The organism is Pseudomonas sp. 5Ae-yellow, from assembly GCF_014077575.1.
GTDB classification, from domain to species: domain Bacteria; phylum Pseudomonadota; class Gammaproteobacteria; order Pseudomonadales; family Pseudomonadaceae; genus Halopseudomonas; species Halopseudomonas neustonica.
The window spans coordinates 134,439-151,868 of the sequence record NZ_JACGWE010000001.1 but is presented as its reverse complement, the minus strand read 5'-3'; the positions used below and the strand labels follow the sequence as shown (position 1 = coordinate 151,868).

Annotated in this window: 17 protein-coding genes; 13 read left to right on the top strand and 4 right to left on the bottom strand. The window is 56.8% G+C overall.

What is annotated here, in order from left to right; all coding sequences use genetic code 11:
• Positions 1-21: 21 nt before the first annotated feature.
• Positions 22-837, bottom strand: a complete 816-nt coding sequence (gene suhB, locus H4J77_RS00735; protein ID WP_123888483.1) for an inositol-phosphate phosphatase — start codon at positions 835-837, stop codon at positions 22-24.
• Positions 838-972: 135 nt separating this feature from the next.
• On the opposite strand from suhB, the gene trmJ reads away from it, so the two are divergent.
• The 12 genes from trmJ (at position 973) to der (ending at position 13,010) form a co-directional block, all read left to right on the top strand.
• Positions 973-1,752, top strand: a complete 780-nt coding sequence (gene trmJ, locus H4J77_RS00730; RefSeq protein ID WP_182246595.1) for a tRNA (cytosine(32)/uridine(32)-2'-O)-methyltransferase TrmJ — start codon at positions 973-975, stop codon at positions 1,750-1,752.
• A 2-nt stretch (positions 1,753-1,754) separates the two neighbouring features.
• On the top strand, positions 1,755-2,573 hold the full coding sequence (gene cysE, locus H4J77_RS00725; protein ID WP_123888485.1) for a serine O-acetyltransferase: 819 nt from the start codon (positions 1,755-1,757) through the stop codon (positions 2,571-2,573).
• A gap of 9 nt (positions 2,574-2,582) precedes the next feature.
• On the top strand, positions 2,583-3,737 hold the full coding sequence (locus H4J77_RS00720) for an IscS subfamily cysteine desulfurase (RefSeq protein ID WP_182246593.1): 1,155 nt from the start codon (positions 2,583-2,585) through the stop codon (positions 3,735-3,737).
• 116 nt (positions 3,738-3,853) lie between these two features.
• A complete protein-coding gene (ndk, locus tag H4J77_RS00715; protein WP_123888487.1) occupies positions 3,854-4,285 on the top strand; it encodes a nucleoside-diphosphate kinase in 432 nt (143 codons plus the stop codon).
• Positions 4,286-4,324: 39 nt separating this feature from the next.
• Positions 4,325-5,479, top strand: a complete 1,155-nt coding sequence (gene rlmN / locus H4J77_RS00710; RefSeq protein ID WP_123888488.1) for a 23S rRNA (adenine(2503)-C(2))-methyltransferase RlmN — start codon at positions 4,325-4,327, stop codon at positions 5,477-5,479.
• A 23-nt stretch (positions 5,480-5,502) separates the two neighbouring features.
• Positions 5,503-6,252, top strand: a complete 750-nt coding sequence (pilW, locus tag H4J77_RS00705; protein WP_123888489.1) for a type IV pilus biogenesis/stability protein PilW — start codon at positions 5,503-5,505, stop codon at positions 6,250-6,252.
• A gap of 2 nt (positions 6,253-6,254) precedes the next feature.
• Positions 6,255-7,226 carry a RodZ domain-containing protein gene (locus H4J77_RS00700; RefSeq protein WP_182246591.1) on the top strand — a complete coding sequence of 324 codons (972 nt, stop codon included), beginning with the start codon at positions 6,255-6,257 and terminating at the stop codon, positions 7,224-7,226.
• A gap of 14 nt (positions 7,227-7,240) precedes the next feature.
• Positions 7,241-8,353 (top strand): flavodoxin-dependent (E)-4-hydroxy-3-methylbut-2-enyl-diphosphate synthase, encoded by a 1,113-nt coding sequence (gene ispG, locus H4J77_RS00695; RefSeq protein ID WP_123888491.1) that lies wholly within the window; start codon positions 7,241-7,243, stop codon positions 8,351-8,353.
• A 24-nt stretch (positions 8,354-8,377) separates the two neighbouring features.
• Positions 8,378-9,655: a histidine--tRNA ligase gene (gene hisS / locus H4J77_RS00690; protein ID WP_259364649.1), complete on the top strand. Its 1,278-nt coding sequence runs from the start codon at positions 8,378-8,380 to the stop codon at positions 9,653-9,655.
• A gap of 40 nt (positions 9,656-9,695) precedes the next feature.
• Positions 9,696-10,340: a tetratricopeptide repeat protein gene (locus H4J77_RS00685; protein ID WP_123888492.1), complete on the top strand. Its 645-nt coding sequence runs from the start codon at positions 9,696-9,698 to the stop codon at positions 10,338-10,340.
• Positions 10,340-11,485: an outer membrane protein assembly factor BamB gene (bamB, locus tag H4J77_RS00680; RefSeq protein ID WP_123888493.1), complete on the top strand. Its 1,146-nt coding sequence runs from the start codon at positions 10,340-10,342 to the stop codon at positions 11,483-11,485. Before H4J77_RS00685 ends, bamB begins: the two co-directional genes overlap by 1 nt.
• A 91-nt stretch (positions 11,486-11,576) precedes the next feature.
• A complete protein-coding gene (gene der / locus H4J77_RS00675) occupies positions 11,577-13,010 on the top strand; it encodes a ribosome biogenesis GTPase Der (RefSeq protein ID WP_123888494.1) in 1,434 nt (477 codons plus the stop codon).
• A gap of 66 nt (positions 13,011-13,076) precedes the next feature.
• Here the strand turns inward: der and H4J77_RS00670 are convergent, their stop codons facing one another.
• Complete coding sequence (locus H4J77_RS00670; RefSeq protein WP_182246589.1) at positions 13,077-14,183, bottom strand: alkene reductase; 1,107 nt, start codon at positions 14,181-14,183, stop codon at positions 13,077-13,079.
• 139 nt (positions 14,184-14,322) lie between these two features.
• Between H4J77_RS00670 and H4J77_RS00665 the strand changes: the two genes are divergently transcribed.
• The gene (locus H4J77_RS00665) at positions 14,323-14,703 is read left to right on the top strand and encodes a helix-turn-helix domain-containing protein (RefSeq protein WP_182246587.1); all 381 of its coding nucleotides are present in this window, start codon (positions 14,323-14,325) and stop codon (positions 14,701-14,703) included.
• 15 nt (positions 14,704-14,718) lie between these two features.
• Here the strand turns inward: H4J77_RS00665 and leuA are convergent, their stop codons facing one another.
• Positions 14,719-16,389 (bottom strand): 2-isopropylmalate synthase, encoded by a 1,671-nt coding sequence (gene leuA, locus H4J77_RS00660; protein WP_123888496.1) that lies wholly within the window; start codon positions 16,387-16,389, stop codon positions 14,719-14,721.
• Between the two features lie 209 nt (positions 16,390-16,598).
• Positions 16,599-17,429, bottom strand: a complete 831-nt coding sequence (locus H4J77_RS00655) for a M23 family metallopeptidase (protein ID WP_182246585.1) — start codon at positions 17,427-17,429, stop codon at positions 16,599-16,601.
• Between the last annotated feature and the right edge of the window lies 1 nt (position 17,430).

The following is a 17,430-nucleotide window of genomic DNA, read 5'->3' as shown; positions in this document are numbered from 1 at the left end:
TTGCCGCTGGGCATGAAACTCTTAGAGTTTCATGCCGGAGGTCAGGTGCGGCTGAATGGCGGTTAGCACCGCTTTGAAGCACTTGGGATTGCCAGCGACGATGTGGCCTTTGTCGAGGAAGTGGTGGCTGCCAGTGAAATCACTGACCAGGCCACCTGCTTCCTGAATCAAAAGCGCGCCCGCAGCCATATCCCACTCGGCCAGGCCAAATTCCCAGAAAGCGTCGTAGCGACCGGCGGCCACGTAGGCCAGGTCCAGGCTCGCAGCGCCAGCGCGACGGATGCCAGCAGTTTGACCCACCAGGCTGCGGAACATGCCCAGATAGTTGTCCAGCGCGTCGATCTGATTGTCCCGGAAAGGGAAGCCGGTACCCAGCAGGGCGCCGTCCAGGGTTTTGCGGTTGCTCACTCGCAGGCGACGGCCGTTCAAGGCAGCGCCACGGCCGCGGCTGGCGGTAAACTCTTCCTGACGAATAGGATCGAACACTACAGCGTGTTCAGTGCGGCCTTTGACCCGGCAAGCGATGCTGATCGCAAAATGCGGTACGCCGTGGATGAAGTTGGTAGTGCCATCCAGTGGGTCGATAATCCACACGGTATCTGCGCCGTCGCCCTGGCCAGGCTGAAATCCGGACTCTTCAGCCTGGATACTGTGATCGGGGTATGCCTTGCGCAGATGGGAAATAATGGTCTGCTCGGCGGCGCGGTCAATTTCGGTCACGTAGTCGCGAGCGTCCTTCTCGTCGACGGTAAGAACATCAATACGTTCCATGGAACGGTAGATCATTTCTCCGGCGCTACGTGCGGCGCGGAGGGCGATGTTCAGCATGGGCTGCATAGGGATGTATCTCTGTCGGGAAGATGAAAAGCCGGAAATTGTAGCAGATAACCTTGGCAACATGAATGCATCATGGCTATCGCCCTATAGCTTTTGTAATATGCAGGGTTCATTCAGGTGCCCAAAGGTGTTGCAGTGTTGAATAATGTGCGTGTTGTATTGGTCAATACCAGCCATCCTGGCAACATCGGTGGTGCGGCGCGAGCGATGAAAAACATGGGCCTGCACGAGTTGGTGCTGGTCGATCCGGTGCGTTTCCCTGACCAGCAAGCCAACGCTCGCGCTGCCGGTGCTGAAGACGTTTTGCAGGGCGCGCGCATCGTAGAAACCCTGGAAGAGGCCATTGCCGACTGTGTACTGGTACTGGGTACCAGTGCCCGTGATCGCCGTATTCCCTGGCCTGTGCTTGACCCGCGCGAAGCGGCAGATGAAGTGCTGAATCGTCTTGAGTCCGAGCAAAGCGGTCCGGTCGCTATTGTCTTTGGGCGTGAAGATGCGGGCCTGACCAGTGAAGAGCTACAGCGCTGTCAGTATCACGTGCACATCCCGTCAATGCCGGACTTCAGTTCACTCAATCTGGGCGCGGCGGTGCAGGTGTTGGCCTATGAATTGCGTATGCAGTCGTTGCAGCGCGCCGGTGCACCGACCAAGATGCATAAGATTGAGACCACCGCGCTGCCTAATGAAACCCCGACTACTGCCGGAGAGCTGGAGCAGTATTTTCAGCATCTTGAGCAGGTGCTGGTTGAAATCGGCTTCCACGACCCTCAAAAACCCAGACAGTTGATGCCGCGCTTGCGCCGTTTGTACGGTCGTATTCAGGTCAATCGGATGGAGATGAACATCCTGCGTGGTATTTTGACCGAAACCCAAAAAGCCATCGGAGTCAAAGCATCCGGTGAGCGGAGACGTTAAGCATGTTTGAACGCATGAAAGAAGATATAGCCAGTGTTTTCCATCGTGACCCTGCTGCGCGCAACACGCTGGAAGTGCTGACCTGCTATCCAGGCTTGCATGCGGTCTGGATGCACCGTCTGTCGCATGGTTTGTGGGTGCGTAATGCCTTTTTACTGGCGCGCATGGTGTCGCATCTCGCGCGCTGGTTAACCGGTATCGAGATTCACCCGGGTGCCAAGCTGGGTCGCCGCTTTTTTATCGACCATGGTTTTGGTGTGGTAATTGGCGAGACAGCCGAGATCGGTGATGACGTCACCCTGTATCAGGGCGTCACGCTCGGGGGGACCAGTTGGGATCATGGTAAGCGCCACCCAACCCTGGAAGATGGCGTAGTGGTCGGTGCGGGCGCCAAGGTGCTGGGCCCGTTCACCGTCGGCAAGGGTGCCAAGATCGGCTCCAACGCAGTGGTGACCAAAGCGGTGCCTGCTGGTGCGACTGCGGTGGGTATCCCAGGCCGAATAATCGTCAAGGAGGCGGAGCAGTCGGCTGATCAGCAACAGCAGGCCAAGCGCCAGGCCATGGCTGAAAAGCTTGGCTTCGACGCCTATGGCGTCAGTCGTGACATGCCGGACCCTGTTGCCCGTGCCATCGGTCAGATGCTGGACCATATGCATGCGGTGGACGGTCGGCTTGAAGGTATGTGCAATGCGTTGAGCGAGCTGGGCAGCGATTACTGCGCCAAGGAGCTGCCAACGCTGGGTGGTGAGGATTTTGAGTTGCTGAAGGATGACGGCGAAGTGGCAGTGGATGCTGAAAGTAATGACTCCATTGCACGCTGAGGTGAATCCATGAAGCAACCCATTTACCTTGATTACGCGGCCACAACGCCAGTCGACCCGCAGGTGGCGGAAAAGATGATGGCCTGCCTGACGCTGGACGGTAACTTTGCCAACCCCGCGTCACGTTCACATCTTTACGGGTGGAAGGCCGAAGAGGCTGTCGAAATGGCGCGGCGTCAGGTGGCCGATTTGGTTGGTGCAGATCCGCGTGAGCTGGTCTGGACCTCTGGTGCTACCGAGTCCGATAACCTGGCGATCAAGGGTGTGGCGCATGCGCTTGCCGATCAGGGGCGGCACATTATCACCTCAAAAATAGAACATAAGGCAGTGCTCGATAGCTGCCATCAGCTGGAGCGCGAGGGGTTTGAAGTTACCTATCTGCAGCCTGGCGCTGAAGGGATAATCAGTCCCGAGCAACTAGAGGCAGCTTTGCGTGACGACACCGTGCTGGTGTCGCTTATGCACGTTAATAATGAGCTGGGCACGGTCAATGATATTGCTGCTCTTGGCGCCGTCGCCCACGCGCACAAGGTTCTGTTTCACGTTGACGCGGCGCAGTCGACCGGCAAACTACCCATAGATTTGAAGGCCTTGCCTGTTGACTTCATGTCGTTCAGCGCCCACAAGACCTACGGCCCCAAGGGTATTGGTGCGCTATTCGTGCGTCGTGGCTTGCCGCTGCGGCTAGAGGCGCAGATACACGGCGGTGGGCATGAGCGCGGCATGCGCTCCGGCACCCTGGCAACCCACCAGATTGTGGGAATGGGCGAGGCTTTCGAGCTGGCTGGCTCGTTAATGCAGGCTGAGGTGCAGCGTATTAGCGCCCTGCGCGATGCTTTGATGGCCGGTTTGGCTGAGCTGGATGGGGTAACGCTCAACGGCAGCGCTGATGCGCGCGTGCCGCACAACTTGAATCTTGCTTTTGCCGGTGTTGATGGCGAGCTGTTGTTGCTGGCGTTAAAGGATCTGGCATTGTCCAGTGGTTCAGCCTGCACCTCAGCGGCGGTGGAGCCCTCTTATGTGCTGCGGGCGATTGGATTGAGTGATGAGCTGGCGCATAGCTCAATTCGTCTTTCGCTCGGCCGCTTTAGCTCCGAGCAAGACGTGGCGCGCGCCGCCGAGGTTATCTGCCTGGTGGTAAATCGCCTCCGAAACGGCGGTTGAGCCAAACCTCAATTGGCATCCTTGCAGCTGTTATCTATTTGTCTTTAACCTGCGTATAATCCGCAGGTTAACCATTTTTTATCATTTCAATCCGAAAATACTGTCTGGAGAGTTACATGGCTGTTGAACGTACCCTGTCTATCATCAAGCCCGATGCCGTTGCCAAAAACGTTGTTGGTCAGATTCTGAGCCGCTTCGAGCAGGCTGGTCTGAGCGTCGTTGCTGCCAAGATGGTTCAGCTGTCTCAGTCCGATGCTGAAGGCTTCTACGCCGAGCACAAAGAGCGTCCTTTCTTCAAGGATCTGGTTGGTTTCATGACGTCCGGCCCCGTTGTTGTGCAAGTACTGGAAGGCGAAGGCGCCGTGCTGAAAAACCGCGACCTGATGGGCGCAACCAACCCGAAAGAAGCGGCTGCCGGTACCATCCGCGCTGATTTCGCTGAGTCTATCGATGCCAACGCTGTGCACGGTTCTGACTCTGCTGCATCTGCCGCTCGCGAGATCGGTTATTTCTTCGCAGAAACTGAGCTGTGCCCACGCACTCGCTAAGTTCAAACTCTTCTGCACCAACCAAGTGATGTGATCGCCATGACTAATGCCACCAGCAAGACCAATTTGCTGGGTTTGACCCAGCAGAAACTGGAAGCTTTCTTCGAGCAGTTGGGAGAGAAGCGTTTTCGCGCCGGCCAGATCATGAAGTGGATTCATCACTATGGTGTCGACAACTTTGATGAAATGACCAACGTTGGCAAGGCCCTGCGCGAAAAGCTCAAGGCCTGCGCCGAGATCCGCGGTCCGGAAGTTGTCAGTGAGGATATTTCCCGCGATGGCACACGCAAGTGGGTCGTGCGGGTTGCCTCGGGCAGTTGCGTAGAGACGGTTTACATTCCGCAGAATGGACGAGGCACCTTGTGTGTATCTTCCCAGGCGGGCTGTGCGCTGGACTGCAGCTTCTGCTCGACCGGCAAACAAGGTTTCAATAGTGATCTGACGGTGGCGGAAATTATCGGCCAGGTCTGGATTGCCAACAAATCTTTCGGTTCGGTGCCTGCCACCGTTGATCGCTCGGTGACCAACGTGGTGATGATGGGCATGGGCGAGCCGCTACTGAATTTTGATAACGTCGTCGACTCTATGCAGTTGATGATGGATGACATGGGTTATGGCATTTCCAAGCGTAAGGTGACACTGTCCACCTCAGGCGTGGTGCCAATGATCGAGAAGCTCGGTGAGATTACCGATGTGGCCTTGGCGCTATCACTTCACGCGCCCAATAACGAGCTGCGTAGCCAGCTGGTGCCGCTGAACAAGAAGTACCCGTTGGAGGTGCTGTTGCCGGCCTGCAAGAAGTACATTGCCGGTCTCGGCGAGAAGCGCTCGCTGACAATCGAGTACACCCTGCTCAAGGATGTTAATGATCGTCCTGAGCATGCAGCGGAAATGATCGAGTTGCTGCGCGATATTCCCTGCAAGATCAATCTGATTCCTTTTAATCCGTTTCCGCACTCTGGTTATGAGCGTCCCAGCAACAATGCTATCCGTCGTTTCCAGGATATGTTGCATCAGGCGGGTTATAACGTCACCGTACGGACCACGCGTGGCGAAGATATTGACGCGGCCTGTGGCCAATTGGTCGGCCAGGTGATGGATCGTACTCGCCGCAGTGAACGTTATATTGCAGTGCGCCAATTGGCGGCCGAAGCGGACGTTGTTGAACCCGCTCGCGATAACAATCACTCGTAGTTTCTGCCAGAAAGGATGAGCGCATGATTAAGTCTGCAGCCTTGATGTTAACGCTGAGCCTGTTTTTGAGCGGCTGCGTTACCACAGGCGACACTGGCCGTAAGGTTGACCCGATTCAGGCACGCGATTCCTATATTCAGCTGGGTTTGGGTTATCTGCAAAAAGGCGAAACCGAGCGGGCCAAGAAGCCACTCAGCGAAGCTTTGGCGATCGACCCCCGGTCTGCCTCCGCGAATACGGCATTGGCGCTGGTGTTTCAGTACGAAGGTGAGTACGAGACGGCCGAGAAGCATTTTCGTGCTGCGCTGAGTGCGGAGCCCAACGATTCACGGATTTTGAACAATTACGGTGCCTTCCTGCTGGACAGGGAGCGCTATCCCGAGGCCTTGGGTTACTTTCAGCAGGCTGCGGAAGATACGCTTTACAGCGAACGTTCTCGGGTTTTTGAGAACCTGGGTATTACCTACCAGCGCATGGGCGCAACCACCGAAGCGCGTGAAAGCTTCGAACGTTCGTTGCGCTTGAATAGTCGTCAGCCCCGCGCCCTGCTTGAATTGGCTCAGCTTGAATATCAGGCGCAGGACTATGTGCCGGCGTGGCAGCATTACCGAGCCTTTGCCGACATGTCGGGGCAGAATGCCGCCAGCCTGGCGCTGGGTATCCAGTTGGCCAAGCGCTTCGAAGATCACAGTCGTGCGGCTAGCTATGCCTTGCAACTCAAACGACTCTACCCTGCTAGTCCTGAAGCGAAAGCGCTTATGGAGTCCGAATAATTATGAGTTCAGAACGCCCTGATGCACCGGCAGCTCCCGCTGAAAAGCAGCTCATGAGTAACCCGGGTGAGACGTTGCGGGAGGCGCGTGCCGAGCGCAAGATGTCGCAGCTCGATATTGCACAAAACCTGAAAATTTCCGTTGCCGCTGTCGATGGTATCGAGAACGGGCTATACGATCGCCTGCCCGGAGATACCTTTGCACGCGGCTATATTCGCAGTTATGCCCGTATGGTAGGGCTCGATCCTAATCGCCTGGCCCTTGAGTTTGACCGTTATCGCGGCATTGAAGTACGCGAGCGCTCGGTTAATGGGATAAGCCGGATCGCCGAGCCACGTCGCAGTGGTGGCGGGCTTATGCGCTGGGTCAGCTTGCTGATTCTTCTCATACTGATCGCGTCGGTAGCCTGGTGGTATGACAATCGCGGCAGTGAAGTGCCGTCAGTACCGGCTGATCCTCTGGCGGGCGATCAATTGATGGATGAGGTCGAGGTAGACTCTCTCACCTTGCCAGCGGCTATCGCAGAGCAGGCCGAGGCGCTGACCGGCGGAAATCTCGGACTGGATGAGGTCGAGCAGGCGCAATCACAATCGGCTGTTACGGATGTGAGTGGCGATGAAGATGCTGCGAGCGCCAGTGGCGTCGATACAGCGGTTGTTGCTGATAGCGCTGCAGCCGTTGCATCGCAAGACAGTCCTGCCATCGCTGCCGCTGAGCCGCAGCCGTCTGCAAGTGCTGCTTTGAGTATGAGCTTTGTGGCTAATTGCTGGGTGCAAGTAAAGGCGGTGAGTGGCGAGGTGTTGCACAGTGGTTTGATGCAGGCCGGGCAAACGCTGAACCTGAGCCATCCGGGCGCTGTCGATCTGGTGATTGGCGATCGTAGCGCCGTGCAAAGTATCAACTATCGGGGTGAGCAAATTACGCTGCCGCAACAGAGTCAGTCAGGCGTCGCGCGCCTGCGCTTGGGTCAGTAAGAGGTTATTCCGCTATGCAGCATCAATCGCCGATTAAGCGTCGTGTGTCCCGGCAGATCAAGGTAGGTTCGATTCTTGTCGGAGGCGATGCGCCTATTTCAGTGCAAAGTATGACCAACACCGAAACCTGTGATGTGGCGGCTACGGTCGACCAGATTCAGCGTTTGGAAGCTGCCGGTGCTGATATCGTGCGGGTGTCGATTCCCAGCATGGAAGCGGCCGAGGCGTTTGGTGAGATTCGCAAGTTGACCAGCATGGCGTTGGTTGCTGATATTCATTTTGACTACAAGATCGCTCTGCGAGTTGCCGATCTGGGTGTGGATTGCCTGCGCATCAACCCCGGCAATATCGGCCGTGAAGACCGCGTCAAGGCGGTGGTCGATGCGGCCCGTCACAACGGGATTCCGATTCGCATAGGCGTGAACGCCGGGTCGCTGGAAAAGGATCTGCAGAAAAAGTATGGCGAGCCAACCCCGGCCGCGTTGGTAGAGTCCGCGTTGCGTCATGTCGAGCATCTGGATCGGCTTGATTTTCAGGACTTCAAGGTCAGCGTCAAAGCGTCCGACGTGTTTATGGCCGTGGGTGCTTATCGTTTGTTGGCGCAACAGATTGATCAGCCGCTGCACTTGGGTATCACAGAGGCGGGTGGGCTGCGTTCCGGTACCGTGAAGTCATCTGTCGGCTTAGGCATGCTTTTGGCTGAGGGTATTGGTGATACCATCCGCATCTCGCTGGCGGCCGATCCGGTCGAGGAGATCAAGGTAGGCTTCGATATCCTGAAGTCGCTGCACCTTCGTTCGCGGGGCATCAACTTTATTGCCTGCCCCAGCTGCTCACGGCAGAATTTTGATGTCATCAAAACCATGAACGAGCTGGAAAGCCGTCTGGATGATGTGCTGACGCCGCTGGATGTTGCTGTGATTGGCTGTGTAGTAAACGGTCCGGGTGAGGCCAAAGAGGCCGATATCGGCCTGACTGGTGGCTCGCCGAACAACCTGATCTATCAGGATGGTAAACCCGACCAGAAAGTAGATAACGCTGATCTGGTTGATCGGCTGGAAAAAATGATTCGCGACAAGATTGCCGCTAAGCAGGCGCTGGACGCCAATACCATCGTCCGCGGCTGAAGCGGCAATGAAAGGAAATACGCTTTGAAAACCCTGCAAGCCGTGCGCGGCATGAATGACATTTTGCCCGCCGATAGCGCCCTTTGGCAGTACCTCGAACGCACCGTGGCAGATTTGCTGACCAGCTATGGTTATCAGCAAATTCGTTTGCCGATTGTTGAGCCTACCGAGCTATTCAAACGCACCATCGGCGAAGTGACCGACATTGTCGAGAAGGAGATGTACACCTTTGATGACCGCAATGGCGACTCTCTGACGCTGCGCCCAGAGGGTACCGCGGGTTGTGTGCGTGCCATGGTACAGCACGGTCTGCTGGGGAGCGGCGTAGGGCAGAAGGTCTGGTACACCGGGCCGATGTTTCGCCATGAACGGCCACAGAAAGGACGCTATCGTCAGTTTCATCAGGTTGGCGTGGAAACCTTCAATCTCAGGGGGCCGGATATTGACGCCGAGCTGATCGCGCTGTCCTGGCGCTTATGGCAGCGCCTGGGGATCAGCGATGCAGTCAAACTTGAACTGAACAGCCTGGGTACGTCGGCCGATCGGGCACGCTATCGCGATGATCTGGTAGCTTATCTGAATGAGCGTTTTGATCAGCTGGATGAAGATAGTCAGCGTCGTCTGAGTACTAATCCACTGCGGATTCTGGATAGTAAAAATCCTGAGACCCAAGCGCTGTTGGTTGATGCCCCCAAGTTGGCGGATTATCTGAACGAAGAGGCAAAGGCACACTTTGCCGAGCTGCGTAGTCTGCTTGATGCGGTTGGCGTCCCTTATGAAATCAACCCAAGGCTGGTGCGTGGGCTGGACTATTACGGTCTCACGGTGTTCGAATGGGTGACCGACAAGTTGGGAGCGCAGGGTACCGTTTGTGCCGGTGGACGCTACGATGGTCTGGTCGAGCAGTTGGGCGGTAAATCCGCTCCGGCGGTAGGGTTCGCCATGGGCGTTGAACGGCTTCTGCTGTTGATCGAAACCCTTGATAAAGTGCCCGCCGAACTGGCTCGCCAGGTTGATGTCTATCTCGTCACTCTGGGTGATGCGGCCGTAACGGCCGGTTTGCGCCTGGCAGAAGAGTTACGTGACGCGCTGCCGAACCTGCGGTTGGTAGTCCACGCCGGTGGCGGTAGCTTCAAGAGTCAGTTCAAGAAGGCAGATAAGTCGGCGGCACTCTATGCGCTGGTGCTGGGCGAGAGCGAAGTAGAGCAACAGCAGATAGGTCTCAAGCCACTGCGCACTGAAGAAGAACAGGAAAATCTGAGCTGGCAGGATCTGCCGGCTCGGCTTGCACAGATTATTTGAGCGACAATCGAATCGCTTGTTGAAGGCTAAGGAGTGAAGGGTGGCTTACGAGACAGAAGAAGAACAGGTAGAGAAAATCAAGGATATGTGGCGTCGGCATGGTATGCCTCTGCTGACCGGTGTTGCTATCGCGCTGGCCGGCGTTTTTGGCTGGCAGGCCTGGAACAACTATCAGGATACCCAAGCGCGTAACGCCTCCACGCTCTATCAATCGATGCTCGAATCCGTATTGGCCAGTGACTCCGAGGCATCACGTGCGCGTGCGGCCGAGTTGGCGGCGCAAGTACGCGAGGAATACGCCAGTACCCGATACGCTGATTATGCCGCGCTGATGCAGGCGCGCCTGGCGGTTGAAGCGAAAGACTTTGCGGTCGCCGAGCAAAGTTTGCGCGAAGTGATGGATGGCAGCAAAAACGCGACCTTGCAGGAAGTGGCTCGTCAGCGCCTGGCCCGTGTGCTGGGTGAAGAGCAACGCGCCGAAGAAGCGCTGGAGCTGTTTTCCACTCCGGTTGAAGGTGCTGAGTTGCGCGCAACTCGTGAAGAGATACGTGGTGACCTGCTGTTAACGCTGGGTCGTGGTGATGAGGCGCGTGAAGCCTACAAGGCTGCGAAGGAAGCGTTGGAGGATGCGTCAGCGCGCCCTCAGCTGCAATTGAAGCTGGATGATCTGGCGGAGGAAGCCTAGTGAACCTGAAGTCTCGTTATCTTGTTGTTGCGCTGAGTGCGCTGGTTGTTGCTGGCTGCGGTAGCAGCAGCAAGAAGGAATTGCCGCCAGCGGAGCTGCAAAAGTTTAATGCCGAAGTGGAGCTGGACCGGGTCTGGAAACGCAACATCGGCAACGGTCAGGGTGACCTTTACAACAACCTGACGCCAGCAATGGATGGTTTGACGCTGTACGCTGCCGATGCCAAGGGCCGCGTTGTCGCGCTGGATCGTGATGATGGTTCAGTCAAATGGCAGGTTAAGCTCGACGAGCCGCTGTCCGGTGCTGTGGGTGCAGGCGGTGGGCGCGTTATGGTCGGCACGCTCGACGGTCAGGTGATCGTTCTGGATGATACCGACGGCACGGAAGAGTGGCGCAAATCGGTCACCAGTGAAGTTCTGGCTGCGCCGCAAACCAACGGCGACGTGGTGGTAGTTCAGACGCAGGACGACAAAGTGGTTGCGCTGGATATCAGTAGCGGTGATCAGCGCTGGATCTATGAAGCCAGTCTGCCGGTGCTGACAGTCCGCGGTACCAGCACTCCTTTGGTTAATTTGCGTCAGGTCTTTGTCGGCTTGGCCAGCGGTAAGGTCGTCGCGCTTGCTGCTGAGAACGGCATTCCCATGTGGGAGCAGCGCGTAGCGCAGCCACAGGGCCGCTCCGAGCTGGAGCGCATGGTTGATATCGATGGCCAGCTTCTGCTTGCCGATGACAAGCTCTACGTGGGTTCTTTTCAGGGTAATGTAGCAGCCCTGGATGCGCAGTCTGGCCGTCCTTTGTGGGTGCAGCCAGCATCAACTTATGTTGCTCCTGGCGTTGGTTACGGCGGTGTTTTTGTTAGTGAGGCTAACGGCACCGTTGAGGCCTTTGACGAAGGTAGTTCGTCTGCGCTGTGGAGCAATGACAGTTTGGCCCGACGCCAGCTGACAGCACCGGTAGTCGTCAGCAGCTATGTGGCGGTAGGCGACTTTGAAGGCTATCTGCACCTGCTGGCGCAGGCTGACGGTCGCATGGTTGGTCGCATCAAAGTCGATGGCGACGGCCTTCGCGCCAAGCCGATTGTGCTCGGTGATACCCTGTTTGTGTTCGGTAATAGCGGTGATCTGGCAGCCTATAAGCTGCAGTAAACCGAAACGCGTTATACTTCTTCGGCCGCTGCGCGCAATTGCGTAGCGGCCGTTTTGTTTTTTTGGCACGCCAGGCGTGCGCGGAGTGATCATGGTTCCTGTTATCGCCCTCGTGGGGCGGCCGAACGTCGGCAAATCCACGTTGTTCAACCGTCTGACCAAAAGTCGTGACGCCATTGTTGCCGACGTATCTGGCCTGACCCGCGACCGCCAATACGGCGAAGCCGTATGGCAGGGCAAACCTTATATTGTGGTTGATACCGGGGGTATCACCGGCGACGAGCAAGGCCTTGATATGATCATGGCTGGCCAGTCGCTGCAGGCTATCGAAGAAGCCGATGCGGTGTTGTTTCTGGTCGACGCGCGTGCCGGTCGTACCGGGGGTGACGAGCTGATTGCCGAGCATCTACGCAAGCGCAACAAGCATACCTATCTGATCGCCAACAAGATTGATGGCGCCGATCCGGATGCGATTCTCGGTGAGTTTTCCCAGCTGGGTCTGGGCCACCCTATCGGCATCGCCGCGGCACATGGCCGCAACATCAATCCGATGCTCGATGCGGTGCTTAACGATGAAGGCTTGCAGGCTGCCGGTGAGGGTGAAGACGGCACTGCGATGGTGGTTGAGCCGATCGGTACCAAGATCGCCATCATTGGCCGCCCTAACGTAGGTAAGTCGACGCTGGTTAACCGCATGCTGGGTGAAGACCGGGTTGTGGTATTTGATCAGGCTGGTACCACCCGCGACAGTATCTATATTCCCTACGAGCGCTACGAGAAACCTTACACGCTGATTGATACCGCAGGTGTGCGGCGCCGCGGCAAAGTGTTTGAGGCCATCGAAAAGTTTTCGGTGATCAAGACCTTGCAGGCGATCAAGGATGCCAACGTGGTCATCTTTGTGGTCGATGCGCGCGAAGGCATCGTCGAGCAGGATCTGCATCTACTGGGCTTTGTGCTGGAGTCCGGCCGTGCTTTGGTTATTGCGGTGAACAAATGGGACGGCATGGAGAATGAGGAGAAGGAGTTCGTTAAAACCGAGCTTCAGCGCCGCCTGATCTTTGCCCAGTTCGCCGATTTGCACTTTATTTCAGCCCTGCACGGCAGTGGTGTGGGTCTGCTTTACAAGTCGGTGGACAAGGCGTTTGAAAGCGCCATGACTAAAATCCCGACGCGTCGCATGACCGAGATCCTCGAAGATGCCGTCACCGAGCATCAGCCACCCATGGTCAATGGTCGTCGGATCAAGCTGCGTTACGCGCATTTGGGTGGCTCCAATCCGCCGATCATTATTGTTCACGGTAATCAGGTGGATTCGATTCCGCGTTCATACACCCGCTATCTGGAGAATACCTACCGTAAGGTGCTCAAGCTGGCCGGTACGCCGATTCGGGTAGAGTACAAGGGCGGTGATAACCCTTACTCGGAAGTGAAGAACAAGTTGACCGAGCGTCAGGTTAACAAGAAGCGGCGCTTGATGAGCCACAACAAGAAGAGCAAGAAAAAGAGCAAGGATCGTCGCTGATCTTTCGCATACAAAAAAGCCAGCAGAGATGCTGGCTTTTTTGTATCTGCATACCGCTGGCTGGTATTAGCCTGCCATGGTGGGATAATCGGTATAGCCCACTTCAGCACCGCCATAGAGGGTGTTGGGATTGATCTGGTTCCAGGGGGAGCTCTGCTTGATGCGCTCGACCAGATCGGGGTTGGCGATAAAGGGCCGGCCAAAGGCAGCAAACTGCGCCAGCCCGGAAGTAATGGCCTGCTCTGCGCTGTCGGCATTCAGACCGCCAGCGAGGATGATGTCGCCCTTGTACACTTCACGCAGCGCTTGCAGTAGATCTTCAAAGCCCTCGTAGCTGCCACCAGCCCAGTCGGGTTTGTTGATGTGTACATACGCCAGCTGACGGCTGTTCAACTCGTTCAGCAGGTAGCTGAAGGTTTCCAGCGGGTTGGCGTCATTCACATCGTTGAAGGTGCCCATCGGTGAGAAACGCACGCCTACGCGGCCGGCGTCGCCCATTGCCGCAATAGTCGCATCTACCACCTCAAGCACCAGTCGAGCGCGGTTTTCCAGGCTCCCGCCGTAGGCATCGGTACGCTGATTGCTGTCTGAGCAGAGAAACTGGTCAAGCAGGTAACCGTTGGCCGAGTGCACTTCAACACCATCAAAACCGGCCTTGATCGAGTTGGTTGTTGCCTGTGCATAGGCTTGCACTATGCCCGCAATTTCGTCGGTCTCGAGCGCTTTTGGCATTGAAGCGGCAGCCTTGTGATGGCTACCGTCGGCCTCCTGCACATAGACGTCCGCTTTGGCATGAATGGCGGAGGGAGCCTGTGGTGCCTTGCCGTTGGGCTGCACCAGCGTGTGCGAAATACGGCCCACATGCCATAGCTGCGCGAACATGCGCCCACCGGCACCATGCACAGCATCAGTCACCTGCTTCCAACCAGCAATCTGCTGCTCGCTATGAATGCCGGGTGTCCAGGCATAACCCTGACCCTCAGGTGTAATTTGCGTGCCTTCACTGATAATCAAACCAGCGCCCGCACGCTGGCGGTAGTACTCGGCATTCAGTGCGTAGGGTACATTGCCCGGCTGCTGACTGCGTTGGCGGGTCAGCGGAGCCATTACGGTGCGGTTGGGGACTTCAAGACTGCCAATGCGTGCTGGCTGCAGTAATAGCGGGGTACTCATGCGATGGGTATCTCCTGAATGGGGTATCTGGTTGATACCTTCATGCCGGTCATTATGGGGGTGGCATTCTTTATAACAAGTACGTACGATTTTAGCAGTTACTTACCTATTGGTAAGTTAAGGTTTCGGAGGCGAGTAGATGGCGATCAGTGAACAGCAAGCCAAGATTGCGGAAGGCAAGCGTCTGGTGCAGGGTGATAAGGTTTACAGCACGCCCATTGAGGTCACGCTGGAGGTGATTGGCGGCAAGTGGAAGTCGGTTATTACCTACCATATTATTCAGGCGCCACAGCGGTTTTCCGAGCTGAAGCGATTGATTCCGGATGTCACCGAAAAGATGCTGACGCAGCAGCTGCGCGAGCTAGAGCGTAACGGGGTGATAACCCGCACCGTCTTTGCCGAGGTGCCGCCGCGAGTGGAGTACCGAATTACCGAGCACGGTGCTAGCTTGCGACCGGTGCTTGAGGCGATGTGTTTATGGGGCAGGGGGCATTGGCAGCAACAAGCTGCCAAGCCCTAGTCGTTCATCAGGTGATCAGGCTGCTTTGGCGTCGGCTTGGCGCAGCGCCCGGTTCAGCGCGCTGAACAGCGCACGGAAGCTGGCAGTGGTCAGATTCTCGTCAATGCCAATACCGTGCAGTGGGCGGCCGTTTTCCAAGCGGATTTCGACATAGGCAGCAGCCTTGGCGTTGCTGCCAGAGCCAATCGCGTGCTCATGGTAATCCATGATTTCTACCTTGACGGGCAGACCGGCGACCAGCGCTTCCAGCGGACCTTTGCCCAGGCCGCGCCAGTGCAGCGTCTCACCCTTGTTCAGGACTTCCACATCGACGGCGCTGGTGCCGTTCTCTTCCTGTAAGCGGTGACGAATCAGCGCGTAGGGGTTAGTCGCCTGCACGTATTCACGCTCCAGCAGATCGTGGATCTGCGCGGCAGTCAGTTCCAGACCCAGGCGGTCGGTCTCGCCCTGTACTACCTGGCTGAACTCGATCTGCATTCTGCGCGGCAGACTGATGCCGTATTCCTGCTCCAGCAGATAAGAAATACCGCCCTTGCCTGACTGGCTGTTGACCCGAATTACGGCTTCGTAGCTGCGGCCGATATCAGCCGGATCAATCGGCAAATAGGGAACTTCCCAGACGCCCTCGCTCTGTTGCACCGCAAAGCCCTTTCGAATCGCATCCTGATGCGAGCCGGAGAACGCGGTGTGAACCAGATCGCCAACATAAGGGTGGCGCGGGTGAACGGGCAGCTGATTGCACTCTTCAACGACCTTGCGCACGGCGTCTATGTCGGAGAAGTCCAGGCCCGGGTTAATGCCCTGGGTGTACAGATTCAGTGCCAGGTTGACCAGGTCAACGTTGCCGGTCCGCTCACCGTTACCGAACAGGCAGCCCTCGACCCGGTCGGCCCCTGCCAGCAAGCCCAGTTCCGTAGCGGCGACGCCGGTGCCCCGGTCGTTGTGCGTGTGCAGGCTGATCAGCACGCTATCGCGGCGACTGATATGGCGGCAGAACCACTCGATCTGATCGGCGTAAATGTTTGGAGTAGAGACCTCAACAGTCGCTGGCAGATTCAGAATGGCCTTGTTCTCTGGCGTCGGTTGCCAGACGTCCAGCACGGCATCGCAAACCTCAATGGCAAAGTCCAGCTCGGTAGAGGTGAAAATCTCCGGTGAATACTGGAAGGTCCATTGGGTTTCCGGTTGCTTGTCGGCCAGTTGCTTGATCAGCTTGGCGGCGTTGACCGCGATATCGGTTACCCCCTGTTTGTCTTGCTTGAAGACAATACGGCGGAAGCTCGGTGCGGTGGCATTGTAGACGTGGATGATGGCTTTTTTCGCGCCACGTACCGACTCAAAGGTGCGCTCGATCAGGTCAGCACGAGCCTGTGTCAGCACCTGAATGGTGACATCATCGGGGATGTGGCCGTCTTCGATCAGGGTGCGCACGAAATCAAAATCGGTTTGTGAAGCGGAGGGAAATGCCACCTCAATCTGCTTCATACCGATCTGCACCAGGGTCTGGAAAAAACGCAGCTTGCGTACCGGATCCATCGGCTCAATCAGCGACTGGTTGCCATCACGCAGGTCAGAGCTGCACCACAGGGGTACCTCTGTGATGGTCTTTGACGGCCACTGACGGTCTGGAATGTCGATGGCCTTGAAGGCGCGGTATTTGCTGGATGGATCGTTGAGCATGCTCATTTTTGTGTGTCCCTGCTGCACCAGCCTCTCGTGAAGGCTGGGTGGTTAACGTAGGTGTTTGTTGCAGTAAAAGGTAATGACTGGGCGAGACTATTTCAATAGGCAATAAAAGTTTGGCAGAAATGCGCGTGTTTTCTGTTTTTTGCGCATATTTTTCTGCGCTGTGGCGATTTTGTGCGTTAGTTTTGCGCAAAACGCGGCAGTCACTTTTAGGGTTTGAAAGCGCCGATGAAAATAGCCGGGTCTACCCGGTTACCATTGAGGCTCACGTTCCAGTGTAGATGTGGTCCGGTGGCGCGGCCGGTGGAGCCGACCTTGCCGAGTACGCCGCCACGCGGCACCTCGTCTGCGACGGCCACGTCGATCCGGGAGAGGTGACAGAACATGCTGATCAGCCCTTGGCCATGGTCGACAAAGACGGTATTACCGTTGAAGAAATAGTTGCCAGTCAGAATGACCTTGCCTGCAGCGGGCGACTTGATTGGGGTCCCGGTAGCTGCAGCAAAGTCGAGGCCTGAATGCGGGTTACGTTCTTCACCATTAAAAAACCGGCGCAAGCCGAAGGCGCTCGATAGCGAGCCGGGTACGGGGCGATCAAGCAGAAGGTTGCTCGGCTGGCGCGGGCTGAACTGGGCGTAAGCATTCAGCTGGGCGTCCAATTCGCGCTGAATACGCTCCAGCTGAGCGGGTGCCGGGTTTACCTGACTCTTGTTGCGCAGGGTGATGTGTTGTTCTTCGTAGCGTTTGCTACCCACATCAAAGCTGATCTGCTGCCCGCTATCGAGTTGCAGCTGCTGCTCGCCGGGTGCTGTTTTCAGATCAATGCCGACAATGGCAATCCAGCGCTCTTGTTCTTCGCGGATGATGAGTACCGGCTTGCCTTGATATTCGGCGCGTGGCGCGCTCGCTTGCTCAGGCAGGGTGATAACGGCTACGCCACCGGGCACCGGTTGATTCAGCAAGCGAGTAATAAAGCCCTCGGCCTGGGCGGAGAGACTGAATAGGCCGAGCAGCGCGGCGGCGAGCAGGTTGCGAAGCATG

Coding starts and splice junctions, on each gene's coding strand:
- suhB (WP_123888483.1), bottom strand. CDS start 837: ATGCAGCCCATGCTGAACATCGCCCTCCGCGCCGCACGTAGCGCCGGA.
- der (WP_123888494.1), top strand. CDS start 11,577: ATGGTTCCTGTTATCGCCCTCGTGGGGCGGCCGAACGTCGGCAAATCC.
- H4J77_RS00665 (WP_182246587.1), top strand. CDS start 14,323: ATGGCGATCAGTGAACAGCAAGCCAAGATTGCGGAAGGCAAGCGTCTG.
- H4J77_RS00670 (WP_182246589.1), bottom strand. CDS start 14,183: ATGAGTACCCCGCTATTACTGCAGCCAGCACGCATTGGCAGTCTTGAA.
- leuA (WP_123888496.1), bottom strand. CDS start 16,389: ATGAGCATGCTCAACGATCCATCCAGCAAATACCGCGCCTTCAAGGCC.
- H4J77_RS00720 (WP_182246593.1), top strand. CDS start 2,583: ATGAAGCAACCCATTTACCTTGATTACGCGGCCACAACGCCAGTCGAC.
- cysE (WP_123888485.1), top strand. CDS start 1,755: ATGTTTGAACGCATGAAAGAAGATATAGCCAGTGTTTTCCATCGTGAC.
- H4J77_RS00700 (WP_182246591.1), top strand. CDS start 6,255: ATGAGTTCAGAACGCCCTGATGCACCGGCAGCTCCCGCTGAAAAGCAG.
- pilW (WP_123888489.1), top strand. CDS start 5,503: ATGATTAAGTCTGCAGCCTTGATGTTAACGCTGAGCCTGTTTTTGAGC.
- ispG (WP_123888491.1), top strand. CDS start 7,241: ATGCAGCATCAATCGCCGATTAAGCGTCGTGTGTCCCGGCAGATCAAG.
- H4J77_RS00655 (WP_182246585.1), bottom strand. CDS start 17,429: ATGCTTCGCAACCTGCTCGCCGCCGCGCTGCTCGGCCTATTCAGTCTC.
- rlmN (WP_123888488.1), top strand. CDS start 4,325: ATGACTAATGCCACCAGCAAGACCAATTTGCTGGGTTTGACCCAGCAG.
- ndk (WP_123888487.1), top strand. CDS start 3,854: ATGGCTGTTGAACGTACCCTGTCTATCATCAAGCCCGATGCCGTTGCC.